The following is a 12,851-nucleotide window of genomic DNA, read 5'->3' as shown; positions in this document are numbered from 1 at the left end:
CGGCGATGCGTACCGCGGTGGTGGTCGGCGCCGGGCTCGGCGGGCTGGCGGCGGCCGGCGCGCTGGCCCGGTCCGGGTGGCGGGTCAGCCTCCTCGAACGGGCCGACCGGGTCCGCCCGGAACCGACCGCCCTCGTGCTGTGGCCCAACGGGGTACGCGCGCTGCGCGCCCTGGGCCTCGGCGCGGGCCTCGACGCGATCGCCACGCCGCTGGCCGACGGCGGCGTCCGCCGCCCGGACGGGCACTGGCTGGTGCAGCCCCGCGCGACGCCGGCGGAGCGGATGCCGGTGGTGGTGCACCGGGAGGACCTGCACGACGCGCTGATCGCCGGCCTCGGTGACCGGGTGGAGCTGCGGACCGGGGTGGCCGTCCGCACGGTCCGCGCGGTCCCCGGCGAGCGCCCGGCGGTCGGCGACGGCCGGCACACCGTCGAGGCGGACCTGGTAATTGCCGCCGACGGCACCGACAGCGAGATCCGCCGCCAGCTCGCCCCCGAGGCGGGGGTGGTCAGCTCCGGCTGCGCCGCCTGGCGCGCGGTGATCCCCTGGTACCGGGCGCCGAAGCTCCCCGCCGACCAGCCCGTGGGCGGGGAGACGCTGGGCGCCGGTTACCGCTTCGTGGCCGCCTCGCTCGGTGAGCGGGGCACGGCGGGCGGATCCACCCGGGGCGGCATCTACTGGGTGGCCACCGCCGCCGGCGCGCCCCGCCCCGAGCCGCCGGAGACCCAGCTCGCCCTGCTCAAGCGCTGGTATGCCGGCTGGCCCGCGCCGATCGCCGAGCTGCTCGACGCGACCGACCCGGCCGACCTGGTCCAGCAGGAGATCCGCGAGCTGCGTCCGCTGCCCCGGGCGTACGGCTTCCGGGCCGGCCCGGGCGGCGTGGTGCTGCTCGGCGACGCCGCGCACGCCATGCCGCCGCACCTCGGGCAGGGCGCCTGCCTCGCCTTCGAGGACGCCGCCACGCTCGCCTCGCTGCTGCGCGAGTCCCGGCTGCCGGACGCCGTGCAGGCGTACGACCGGTTGCGTCGCCCCCGCGCGGCGACCATGGTCCGGCAGACCCGCCGGATGTCCGCGGTGCTGCAGACCCGCGGCCGCCTGGCCCTGCGGGCCCGCGACGCCGCCCTCGGCACGATCAGCCCCCGGCTGCGCAACACCGCCGCCTCCGCCGCCGCCCAGTGGCACCCGCCCGCCTGAGCCCGGACGCCCCCGCTCACCACGGCGGGTTCGGGGGGCCGGTCAGCCGATGAGGGCGGCCGGTTCGGCGATGCAGGCGGTGCCGACGCGGCGGAAGCCGACCCTCAGGTAGACCCGTGCGATCTCCTCGCTGCCGGCGGAGAGGAAGATCAGGTCGGTGCCGGCGGCGCGCAGCTCACGGGCCAGGGTGGCGGTGACCGCGGCGCCGAGGCCACGGCGACGGGCGACCGGCAGGGTGGCCACCCCGGCGATCTCCGCGACGTCGCCGACCCGCATCGCCATCCCGCTGGCCAGCGCCCCCTCGTCGGCGGTCTCCGCGAGCACCGAGATCCGCCGGCCGTCCGCGATCCGGACGCCCTCCTCCTCCAGCGCGGCCACGTCGAGCCGGGCCAACGTCGCGTCGCGTTCCGCCGGTCCGGCGTCGCCCCGGGCGGTGCCGCCGTTCGAGAAGCCGACCGCCGCGACGGCCCGGCGGATCGCCACGTCGGCGGCGAAGCCGGGGGAGGCGGGGTCGAGGACCCGCACCGGTACGTCGCTGAGCGTTCCCGGGTCCGGCAGGCCGGCCGGGTCGAGCACCATCAGCGGCGCCTCCAGCACGCTCAGCCCGGCGGAGCGGGCCACCGCGAGCAGGTCGGGGGTGACCTCGTGCACCCACTCGAACGTTTCGGGCAGCCCGAGCTCCCGCTGCCGGGTCCGGACGGCGGTCACGTCGGCCAGCGACGGCGGCGTGGTGGCGTCGAGCCGGGGGCGGGCGTAGAACGGCCAGCCGAGGCCGTCCCGGACGAAGAGGACCAGGGCGCCGTACTCCTCCGTGCGGGCCCCGTCGCGGGGCACCGCGTCGTAGAAGGTCTCCAAGCGGTCGAACAGCTCAGCGCGTACGACATCCACCGCGCGAGACTACACGTCCCAGATTCTGGAAGTGTGATCAATCCGAACTGGCCTTGCGCGGCACGCCCTAACGTAGACTCAATAAACCCACAAGGGCCGACGTCGTCCCGACCATGATCCAACCTGAGTGACGACAGGAGGCCCGGTGGCCTTTCCGTACCCTCTCAGCCCGCAGTCGGCCCCGCCCGCGACGGGCCTCTACGACCCCGCGCAGGAGCACGACGCGTGCGGCGTGGCTTTCGTGGCCGACCTGCACGGACGCCGGTCGCACGAGGTCGTCGCCAACGGTCTCGGCGCGCTCTGCCGGCTGGACCACCGGGGCGCCCGGGGCGCGGAGCACAACACCGGTGACGGCGCCGGCATCATGATCCAGGTGCCGGACGCGTTCCTGCGCGCGGTGGTCGACTTCCCGCTGCCGCCCGCCGGCCGGTACGCGACCGGCCTGGTCTTCCTCCCCGACGACGACGCCGGCGAGGCGCTGGCCCGCCGCGTGGTGGAGAAGTACGCCCTGGTCGAGGGGGCCGACGTGCTCGGCTGGCGGGACGTGCCCACCGACCCGAGCGGCCTGGGCGAGACGGCGCTCGCGGCGATGCCCCGGGTCCGGCAGCTCTTCCTCGCCGCGCACCGGCTGACCGACTCGCCGGCCGGCCCGGGCGGGTCCCCGCTGGCCGGGCTGGACCTGGACCGGGTGGCGTTCTGCGTGCGCAAGCAGGCCGAGCGGGAGACCGCCGAGCGGGGCGTGCCGGCGTACTTCCCGTCGCTGTCCGGGCGGACCATGGTCTGGAAGGGGATGCTCACCCCGGACCAGCTCCCGGCGTACTACCCGGACCTGACCGACGAGCGGGTGGTCAGCGCGATCGCGCTGGTGCACTCGCGCTTCTCCACCAACACCTTCCCGTCCTGGCCGCTGGCCCACCCGTACCGGTTCATCGCGCACAACGGCGAGATCAACACGATCCGCGGCAACCGGAACTGGATGCAGGCACGAGAGGCGCTGCTGCGCACCCCGAACATCCCGGGCAACATCCGCCGGGTCTTCCCGGTCTGCACCCCGGGCGCCTCCGACTCGGCGAACTTCGACGAGGTCCTGGAGCTGCTGCACCTGTCCGGCCGGAGCCTGCCGCACGCGGTGCTGATGATGATCCCCGAGGCCTGGGAGAACGACCCGGAGATGCGCGTCGACAAGCGCGCCTTCTACCGCTTCCACGCCAGCCTCATCGAGCCGTGGGACGGGCCCGCCTCGGTCGCCTTCACCGACGGCGAGATCGTCGGCGCGGTGCTGGACCGCAACGGGCTGCGCCCTGGCCGCTGGTGGCGGACCGCCGACGGCCTGGTCGTGCTGGGCAGCGAGGCGGGCGTGCTCGACCTCGACCCGGCCCGGGTGGTCGCCAAGGGGCGGCTCCAGCCCGGGAAGATGTTCCTGGTCGACACGGTCAACCACCGGATCGTCTCGGACGACGAGATCAAGGCCGAGCTGGCCGCCGCCCAGCCGTACGACGAGTGGCTGCACGCCGGCCTGATCGACCTGGGCGACCTGCCGCCGCGCGAGCACATCGTCTACACCCACGACTCGGTGCGCCGCCGCCAGCAGACCTTCGGCTACAGCGAGGAGGAGTTGAAGATCCTGCTCGCGCCGATGGCACGCAGCGGCGCGGAGCCGATCGGCTCGATGGGCACGGACACCCCGATCGCCCCGCTGTCGACTCGGCCGCGGCTGCTCTACGACTACTTCCACCAGCTCTTCGCCCAGGTCACCAACCCGCCGCTGGACGCCATCCGCGAGGAGCTGGTGACCAGCCTGGCGTCGACCATCGGGCCGGAGGGCAACCTGCTCGACCCGGGCCCGGCGAGCTGCCGGCAGATCGTGCTGCCCTACCCGGTGATCGACAACGACGAGCTGGCCAAGATCCTCTCCATCGACGAGGACGGCGATCTGCCCGGCTTCAAGGCGGTCCGGGTCTCCGGGCTCTACCGGGTCCGTGACGGCGGCGCCGGCATCAAGGCCCGGCTGACCGAGATCTGCCGGCACGTCTCCGAGGCGATCGAGGACGGGGTCCGCATCCTGGTCCTCTCCGACCGGGACTCCAACGCCGACCTGGCGCCGATCCCGTCGCTGCTGCTCACCGCGGCGGTGCACCAGCACCTGGTGCGGGAGCAGACCCGTACCCAGGTGGCGCTGATCGTGGAGTCCGGCGACTGTCGGGAGGTGCACCACGCGGCCGTGCTGATCGGCTACGGCGCGGCAGCGGTCAACCCGTACCTGGCCTTCGAGTCGGTCGAGGACATGATCTCCACCGGCGCGTTGGTCGGCATGGAGCCGGCCAAGGCGATCCGGAACTACGTCAAGGCGCTCGGCAAGGGCGTCCTGAAGATCATGTCGAAGATGGGCATCTCGACGGTCTCGTCGTACTGCGGCGCGCAGGTCTTCGAGGCGGTCGGCCTGGACACCCGCCTGGTCGAGCGCTACTTCCGCGGCACCCCCAGCAAGATCAGCGGCATCGGCCTGAACGAGATCCACGCCGAGGTGGCCGCCCGGCACGCCCTGGCCTGGCCCGCCCCCGGCGCGCAGAGCTCCGACCGGCTGGAGGTCGGCGGCGAGTACCAGTGGCGCCGCGAGGGCGAGCTGCACCTGTTCAACCCGGAGACGGTCTTCCTGCTCCAGCACGCCACCCGCAGCCGGCAGTACGACGTCTTCCGGCAGTACACCGCCAAGGTCGACGAGCTGGCCGCGCAGGCCGGTTCGCTGCGCGGGCTGTTCACCCTGCGTACCGGGGTGCGCCCGCCGGTGCCGCTGGACGAGGTGGAGCCGGCCAGCGAGATCGTCAAACGGTTCGCCACCGGCGCCATGTCGTACGGGTCGATCTCGGCCGAGGCGCACGAGACCCTCGCCATCGCGATGAACCGCCTCGGCGGCAAGTCCAACACCGGCGAGGGCGGCGAGGACGTCGAGCGGCTGCACGACCCGGCCCGCCGCTCCGCGGTCAAGCAGATCGCCAGCGGCCGGTTCGGGGTGACCAGCGAATACCTGGTCAACGCCGACGACCTCCAGATCAAGATGGCCCAGGGCGCGAAGCCCGGCGAGGGCGGCCAGCTCCCCGGCAACAAGGTCTGGCCGTGGATCGCCCGGACCCGGCACGCCACCCCGGGCGTCGGCCTGATCTCCCCGCCGCCGCACCACGACATCTACTCCATCGAGGACCTCGCCCAGCTCGTGCACGACCTGAAGTGCGTCAACCCGGCCGCCCGGGTGCACGTCAAGCTGGTCAGCGAGGTCGGCGTGGGCACCGTCGCGGCGGGCGTGGCCAAGCTGAAGGCCGACGTCATCCTGATCTCCGGCCACGACGGCGGCACCGGTGCGTCCCCGCTCAACTCGCTCAAGCACGCCGGCACCCCCTGGGAGCTGGGCCTGGCCGAGGCGCAGCAGACGCTGCTGCTCAACAAGCTCCGCGACCGGGTCACCGTGCAGGTCGACGGCCAGCTCAAGACCGGCCGGGACGTGCTCATCGCGGCGCTGCTCGGCGCGGAGGAGTTCGGCTTCGCCACCGCCCCGCTGATCGTCGAGGGCTGCGTGATGATGCGGGTCTGCCACCTGGACACCTGTCCGGTCGGCATCGCCACCCAGAACCCGGTGCTGCGCGAGCGCTTCAACGGCAGGCCGGAGTTCGTGGAGAACTTCTTCCTCTTCCTCGCCGAGGAGGTCCGCGGCTACCTGGCCGAGCTGGGCTTCCGCTCCGTCGAGGAGGCGATCGGGCAGACCGAGCTGCTCGACCTCACCCCGGCGATCGACCACTGGAAGGGGCACGGGCTGGACCTGTCGCCCGTACTCCAGCTGCCGGAGCTGCCGGCGGACGCCGCGCGGCGCGGGATCCGGGCCCAGGACCACGGCCTGGAGCTGGCCCTGGACAACGAGCTGATCGCGCTGGCCGAGCCGGCGCTGCGCGACCGCACGCCGGTCCGGGTCGAGGTGGCGGTGCGCAACGAGCACCGCAGCGTCGGCGCGATGCTCGGCGGCGAGGTGACCCGCCGCTTCGGCGGCGCGGGCCTGCCGGAGGACACCATCGAGTTCCTGCTGCACGGCACCGCCGGCCAGTCGTTCGGCGCGTTCCTGCCGCCCGGGGTGACCCTGCGGCTGCACGGCGACGCCAACGACTACGTCGGCAAGGGCCTCTCCGGCGGCCGGCTCATCGTCCGCCCGGACACCGCGGCGCCGTTCGTCGACGGCGAGGCCGGGCCGGGGGAGCGGGCCGAGGACCAGATCATCGCCGGCAACACCATCCTGTACGGCGCGACCGGCGGCGAGGTCTTCCTGCGCGGCCGGGTCGGCGAGCGCTTCGCGGTGCGCAACTCGGGCGCGGTGGCCGTCGTCGAGGGCGTCGGCGACCACGGCTGCGAGTACATGACCGGCGGCACGGTGGTGGTGCTCGGCGAGACCGGGCGCAACTTCGCCGCCGGCATGTCCGGCGGCACCGCGTTCGTCTGGCGGCTCGACCGGGCGCGGGTCAACGCCGAGCTGGTCGACCTGTCGCCGCTGCGCGCCGAGGAGCGGGACCGGCTGCACGAGCTGGTGCAGCGACACTTCGCCGAGACCGACTCGGCGGTCGCCGAGGAGCTGTTGAAGCGTTGGCCGGAGGCGGTGGAGGAGTTCACCGCCGTGGTGCCCCGGGACTACCGCCGGGTGCTGGAGATCATGCGGGCCGCCGAAGCCGCCGGCCGTGACGTCGACGACGCGGTGATGAGCGCATTGGCGGCGCACGCCGCCCCGACACCGCAGTCGGCGCCGTCCGCTTCGTCCATGCCGGTGCCGCCCGCCCCGCGGGCGGTCGCCCAGGAGGTGGCTCGTGCCTGACCCGAACGGTTTCCTGCGCTACAACCGGCGGCTGCCGGCGCGCCGCCCGGTGCCGGTGCGGATCTCCGACTGGCGGGAGGTCTACCCGCCAGCCGGCGAGGAGCTGATCCGCGAGCAGGCGACCCGGTGCATGGACTGCGGCATCCCGTTCTGCCAGAGCGACACTGCCGGGTGCCCTCTTGGGAATCGAATCCCGGACTGGAACGACCTGGTCCGGACCGGCAACTGGGACGCCGCGGTGGAGTCCCTGCACGCCACCAACAACTTCCCCGAGTTCACCGGCCGGCTCTGCCCGGCGCCCTGCGAGGCCGCCTGCGTGCTCGGCATCGGTGGCGGGGAACCGGTCACCATCAAGCAGGTCGAGGTGGAGATCGCCGACGCGGCGGTGGCCCGCGGCGGGCTGCGGCCCCGCCCGGTGCCGGCGCCGACCGGCCGGTCGGTCGCCGTGGTGGGCTCCGGGCCCGCCGGGCTCGCCGCCGCGCAGCAGCTCGCCCGCGCCGGTCACGCCGTCACGGTGTACGAGCGGGACGACGCCCTGGGCGGCCTCCTCCGGTACGGCATCCCCGACTTCAAGCTGGAGAAGCAGCACATCGACCGGCGGCTGGCGCAGCTCGCCGCCGAGGGTGTCGAGTTCCGCACCGGGGTGAACGTCGGCGTCGACGTCACCGCCGAGCAGCTGCGCGCCGAGCACGACGCGGTGCTGCTGGCCTGCGGCGCCCTGCAGGGCCGGGACACCCCGGAGACGCCGGGCCGCCAGCTGCGCGGGGTGCACCAGGCGATGTCGCACCTGGTGGCCGCCAACCGGGTGGTCGCGGCCGCCGGTGAGGGCCGACCGGCGCTGGCGACGCTGGCCGACGGCACGCCGATCGACGCGGCCGGCAGGCACGTGGTGATCATCGGTGGTGGCGACACCGCCGCCGACTGCCTCGGCGTGGCCCACCGGCAGGGTGCGGCCGGCGTCCACCAGCTCGACCTCTACCCGGAGCCGCCGACCAGCCGGGACGCCGACCGCGACCCGTGGCCCACCTGGCCGTGGGTGCTGCGCAACTACCCGGCGCACGAGGAGGGCGGCGAGCGGGTCTTCGCCGTCGCGGTGCAGGAGTTCGTCGACGACGGCACCGGCCAGGTCAAGGGCGTCCGGATCACCGAGGTGAGCGTGGAGAAGCGGGACGGCCGGCGGATCGTCACCGCGCTGCCCGGCTCCGAGCGGGAGCTGCCGGCCGACCTGGTGCTGCTGGCGATCGGCTTCGAGGGCACCGAGGAGCAGCCGCTGCTGACCCAGTTCGGGGTGGCCCGCAACGCCCGCGGCGCGGTCGACGCCCGGTCGGACTGGCAGACCGACGCCGACGGGGTCTTCGTCGCCGGCGACATGCACCGGGGCGCCTCGCTGATCGTCTGGGCCATCGCCGAAGGGCGGGCCGCCGCCGCGGCGATCCACTCGTACCTGGGCGGGGTCGGCGCCCTGCCCGCCCCGGTGGACCCGGCCCGGCAGCCGCTCGCCGCCCGCTGACCCCGGCCCCACCCGACCCGAACACCCCCGTCCGGAGACACTCGTCCCGGATCGGGGTGTTCGGCGTCGGCGTCCGGTCCGTGACGGGGGCTACCCGCCTGGTGGGGCGTGCCCACCGCCGGGCGCCGCCGAGCCGGTGAACCTGCTCACGAAGGCGGCGAATCGGTTTGACCTCGGGTCAGACTTGGCGGCTGCCGCACCCACCGTGGTGCGGCTTTCTCATGTCGTCGAAACGGGGAGGCCGCCGTGGCCCTCGGAGCCACGTTCGCCGCACTGCGCCACCGGAACTACCGGATCTGGGCGGGCGCGGGGTTCGTATCGGTGATCGGGACCTGGATGCAGGTGCTCGGCGTCAACTGGTACGTGCTCGCGCAGACCCGCTCGGCGACCTCGATGGGCCTGGCCGTCCTGCTCCAGGCCCTGCCGACGCTGCTGCTCAGCGTCTGGGGCGGGGCGCTGGCCGACCGGCTGCCGGCGAAGCCGCTGCTGATCGCCGCCCAGGCGGTGCACGCCGCCCTTGCCGCGGGGCTGGCGGTGGTCGCCGTCACCGGCGTCGGCGGCCTCCCGGCGATCTACGCGATCGCCCTGGTCACCGGCGCGGTGTCGGCGATCGAGGGGCCGGTGTCGGGGCGCTGGTCGTCGACCCTGGTCGACCGGGAGAACCTCGGCAACGCCCTCGCGCTCGGCTCGCTGACCAACTCCGCCGGGCGCATCCTCGGCATGAGCGTCGGCGCCGTGGTGGTCGCCGCCGTCGGCCCCGCGCTGCTCTTCGCCATCAACGCGGCCAGCTTCGTCGCGGTCGTCGCCGCCCTGTTCGCCGTACGCGAGCGGGAGCTGTACCGGGGAGAGGCCGCGACGGACGCGGTGGTCGCCGCCGGCGACTCCGCCGTACGCGAGCGGGAGCGGCGCGCAGGCGAGCCGGCGGACGGCGGCATCCGGGCCGGCTTCCGCTACCTGCTGGGCCAGCCGGTCGTGCTGGTCGCGCTGGCGCTGTCGTTCGTGCTGGGCAGCCTGGGCCGCAACTACCAGGTGACCATGGCGGCGATGAGCGACGGCCCGCTGCACGGCGGGGCGTCCGGCTACGGCCTGCTCTCCACCGTCTTCGCGGTCGGCACGGTGCTCGGCGCGCTCGTGGCGGCCCGCCGCCGGGAGCTGGGCTACGGGATGCTGGTCGGCGCCGGCCTGCTGGCCAGCGTGCTGCAGATCGTCGCCGGGCTGGCCCCCGGCACGCTCAGCTTCGCCGCGGTGATCCTCCCCGTGGCCGCGGCGGCGGTGGTCATCGACACCACGGTCGGCGCCCGCGCCCAGCTCGACACCGACTACGCCATGCGCGGTCGGGTGCTGGCCGCCCTGGCGGTCACCGGCTCGGTCTCCGCCGCGGTCGGCGCGCCCCTGCTCGGCTGGCTCTCCGAACACGCCGGCCCCCGGCAGACCCTGGTGCTGGCCGGCGCGGTGACCGCGGTCACCACCGCCGCCGCGGGCGTGGCCCTCGACGGGCTGCGCGGCCGCCGGCTGCGCCGCCGGGTGAGCCTGGTGCTGGGCGCGCCCGCCGTGCGCCGGCCGGCGCGCCGGGTCGCCGCCACGGCCGCCCGCGTCGTCCGGCCCGTGACCCCGGCCCTCGTGCCCGCCGGCCCGGCCGCGCTGCCCCGGCCGATGGGGAGCCTGCCGGCCGGCCTGCGCCTGGCCGGGCTCCGTCCGGGGTCCGGGCGGCTGCGGTCCAGCCGGGCCGTCCGGGCAGCCCACGAGTGCGCGGGCTGCGCGCCGCCCCGGTTCCGCCGGCGCCCCCGGCTGGCCGGCGCGGCCCGGCTGATCGGCGGGGCCCCGACCACCCACCTGGCCGACTGCCCGCATTCCGGCTGACGTCGGCCGGGGTGCGCCTCGGGCGCTACCAGGCTGATGTCGTGAATGACTCGGGCGGGCCGGTGTCCGCGGCCGCGGTTCCGACCGGGTGTCGGCCACCGACCACACTCGGCCTGGCGCGGTCGACCTTGGGTGTGAGCGAGGACATGGCGCTCGCGCCCGGTGGCGGCGCTTCCGGGACCGGGCGCGACGAAGATCATCGTTACGCTGCGAACATGGACGTCGAGAAGCGCCTGCGCCGGGTGCGCGGGTGGCTGTGGGTCGTGGTGCTGGGTCTGTTCCTCAGCGGGGTGACCGCGTTTCCACTGGAGATCGAGGTGCGCTGGCTGCTGCGGGCGCTGGACCCGCTCTCCGGTCAGCTCCCGGCGCTGGTCGCCTGGATCGAGCGGGTCCACACCGGACTGGTGGAGACCGGGGACCGCTATCCCTTCATGCGCTACGGCACCGACTGGCTCGCCTTCGCCCACCTGGTGCTCGCGGTGGCGTTCTGGGGGCCGCTGCGGGACCCGGTGCGCAACGTCTGGGTGGTCCAGGTCGGCATGATCGCCTGCGCCGGGATCGTGCCGCTGGCGCTGATCTGCGGGCCGGTCCGGGACATCCCCTGGTTCTGGACGCTGGTCGACCTTTCGTTCGCGGTCGGCGCGTTCCCGCCGCTCTGGATCGCGTACCGGCACATCCGCGCGATCGAGGCGGCCACCGCCCGGCTGACTGATTCACCGGTGACATCAGCTCCGTAGCGTCTGCTCGGACCACCGCGCCGGGCCCCGGGCAGTGCCGACCGACGGCTGGGCCACCGACGGGCAGTGCCGTCCGACGGGCCGGCCGGGCGCCCACTCCGGCGGCCCGGCGGCCGGCGGTCCACCCACGGACCGCCGGCCGCCGGCAACCCGGGCTGCCGGCCCGCCTGACCGCCGGACGGCCGGCGGCCCCTCGTGAGGACCGCCGGCCGTGGTGTGGCGCGGGTCAGGCGTCGGCGGCGACGTCCGCGTTGCTCGGCCGGCCCCAAGGGCCGGTGATGGCGAAGACGTAGCCGGGGGTCTGGATGTTGGCGAAGAGGATCTTCCCGTCCGCGCTGAACGTCGGGCCGGTGAACTCGCTGTCGTTGAGCTCGTTGCGGGCCAGCGGGAACGCCTTGCCCTCCGCGGTCACCCCGACCAGGTGGGACACCCCCTCGCCGTCCTCGGCCAGGATCACCCCGCCGTACGGGGAGACGGTGATGTTGTCCGGCCCGTCGAAGTTTCCGGCGTCGGCGTCCGGGTCCTGGTTCACGCCGAAGATGGTCTTCAGGGTGACCGTCTCGGTCTGCGGGTCGTAGAACCAGACCTGGCCGTCGTGCTCGTTGGTGCTGCCGTCGGAGAGCCGGGCGAAGCTGGCCACGAAGTAGGCCCCACCGTCGGCCCACCAGGCGCCCTCCAGCTTGCGGCTGCGGGTCACCTGCTCGTCGGTGAACTGCTTGCGGACCGAGACGGTCTTCGCGTCCCGGTCCGGCACGTCCACCCACTCCACCTTGTACCGGGTGCCCGGCGTGGTGGCCTCGGACAGGTCGGCGACGTGGTTGCTGCCCAGGTAGCAGCTCATCGCCTGGAGGCTGCCCACGGTGTCGCCGTCCGGCCGCTGCGCCAGCGCGCGCAGCGCCCCCTTGCCGCCGCGGAAACCGGCCGGCGGGGTCCACCGGAAGTACAGCCCGTTCGGCCCGCCCGCGTCCTCGGTCAGGAAGATCGCGTGGGTGTACGGGTCGACGGCCACCGCCTCGTGCGAGTACCGGCCGAGGAACTTCAGCGGCACCGGGTTCTGGTTGGCGGCCCGGTCGTGCGGGTCGACCTCGAAGACGTACCCGTGGTCGTAGAGGAACTTCCCGCCCTTGCGCTGCTCGGTCTCCTCGCAGGTCAGCCAGGTACCCCACGGGGTGATGCCGCCGGCGCAGTTGTTGTGCGTGCCGGCCACGCTGACGTACTCGCGCAGCCGCCGGCCGTGCCCGTCCACCTCGATGGTGGTCGTGCCGCCCTCGGCGCCCGGGTCGTAGGTCAGACCAGCCAGCGCCGGCACCGGGTACGGCTCGCCGCCGCCGATCTCGTGGTTGTTGACCAGCACCGAGCCCTCGCGGCCGAGGAAGCAGCCGGTGCCGTCGGCGTCGCTCGGGGTCGGCTGACCGGACTCCAGCAGGGTCGCGCCGGCCTGCGCCACGATCGTGTACGAGAAACCGGGCGGCAGCGCCAGCAGGCCCGCCGGGTCCGGCACCAGCTCGCCGTAGCCGACCGCCGGACGGGTGGCGGCCAGGGCGGTCGCCGGTCCCGCGATCGCTTCCAGGTTGCCGGCCAGCACGATGCCGAGGCCGCCGGCCGCGCCGCCGCGCAGCACGGCGCGCCGGGAGATGGGGGAGGAGGTCACGTCGTCGCCTTCCTGTTCACCATTGTTGTTCCGTTGAGCAGGCAAGCGGGACCGGGCCAACGACGCCGGCGTGGCTGGCGGCAGCCAGGTGAACAGTCGACCAACCCTCGGTGCGCCGCGCGCCGTGCCGGGTCGCCGAGGGTCCGTTAGGGTTCGGATCGATCGT

At 74.6% G+C, this 12,851-nt stretch carries 7 protein-coding genes; 5 read left to right on the top strand and 2 right to left on the bottom strand.

Features of this window, described 5'->3' with window-relative positions; translation table 11 throughout:
- Window positions 1-5 precede the first annotated feature (5 nt).
- The gene (locus tag ACTWO6_RS23770; protein WP_446216007.1) at window positions 6-1,193 is read left to right on the top strand and encodes an FAD-dependent oxidoreductase; all 1,188 of its coding nucleotides are present in this window, start codon (window positions 6-8) and stop codon (window positions 1,191-1,193) included.
- A gap of 42 nt (window positions 1,194-1,235) precedes the next feature.
- Here ACTWO6_RS23770 and ACTWO6_RS23765 read toward each other — a convergent pair whose 3' ends face one another.
- Window positions 1,236-2,081, bottom strand: coding sequence for a GNAT family N-acetyltransferase (locus ACTWO6_RS23765; RefSeq protein ID WP_446216006.1), 846 nt, complete (start codon window positions 2,079-2,081; stop codon window positions 1,236-1,238).
- Between the two features lie 145 nt (window positions 2,082-2,226).
- Between ACTWO6_RS23765 and gltB the strand changes: the two genes are divergently transcribed.
- The 4 genes from gltB (at window position 2,227) to ACTWO6_RS23745 (ending at window position 11,034) form a co-directional block, all read left to right on the top strand.
- Window positions 2,227-6,927, top strand: a complete 4,701-nt coding sequence (gene gltB / locus ACTWO6_RS23760; RefSeq protein WP_446216005.1) for a glutamate synthase large subunit — start codon at window positions 2,227-2,229, stop codon at window positions 6,925-6,927.
- Complete coding sequence (locus ACTWO6_RS23755; RefSeq protein WP_446216004.1) at window positions 6,920-8,437, top strand: glutamate synthase subunit beta; 1,518 nt, start codon at window positions 6,920-6,922, stop codon at window positions 8,435-8,437. The genes gltB and ACTWO6_RS23755 overlap by 8 nt, the downstream gene beginning before the upstream one ends.
- A 246-nt stretch (window positions 8,438-8,683) precedes the next feature.
- Window positions 8,684-10,297, top strand: a complete 1,614-nt coding sequence (locus ACTWO6_RS23750) for an MFS transporter (RefSeq protein WP_446216003.1) — start codon at window positions 8,684-8,686, stop codon at window positions 10,295-10,297.
- Between the two features lie 215 nt (window positions 10,298-10,512).
- A complete protein-coding gene (locus tag ACTWO6_RS23745; RefSeq protein WP_446216002.1) occupies window positions 10,513-11,034 on the top strand; it encodes a hypothetical protein in 522 nt (173 codons plus the stop codon).
- A gap of 226 nt (window positions 11,035-11,260) precedes the next feature.
- Here ACTWO6_RS23745 and ACTWO6_RS23740 read toward each other — a convergent pair whose 3' ends face one another.
- Window positions 11,261-12,685, bottom strand: coding sequence for an alkaline phosphatase PhoX (locus ACTWO6_RS23740; protein WP_446216001.1), 1,425 nt, complete (start codon window positions 12,683-12,685; stop codon window positions 11,261-11,263).
- Window positions 12,686-12,851 lie beyond the last annotated feature (166 nt).

The sequence above is a fragment of the Micromonospora sp. IBHARD004 genome (genome assembly GCF_052814115.1).
This window is presented reverse-complemented; position numbering and strand designations above follow the sequence as displayed.

Excerpts from the sequence above, each read along its gene's own strand:
- ACTWO6_RS23770 (WP_446216007.1), top strand. The coding sequence starts at position 6 with ATGCGTACCGCGGTGGTGGTCGGCGCCGGGCTCGGCGGGCTGGCGGCG.
- ACTWO6_RS23745 (WP_446216002.1), top strand. The coding sequence starts at position 10,513 with ATGGACGTCGAGAAGCGCCTGCGCCGGGTGCGCGGGTGGCTGTGGGTC.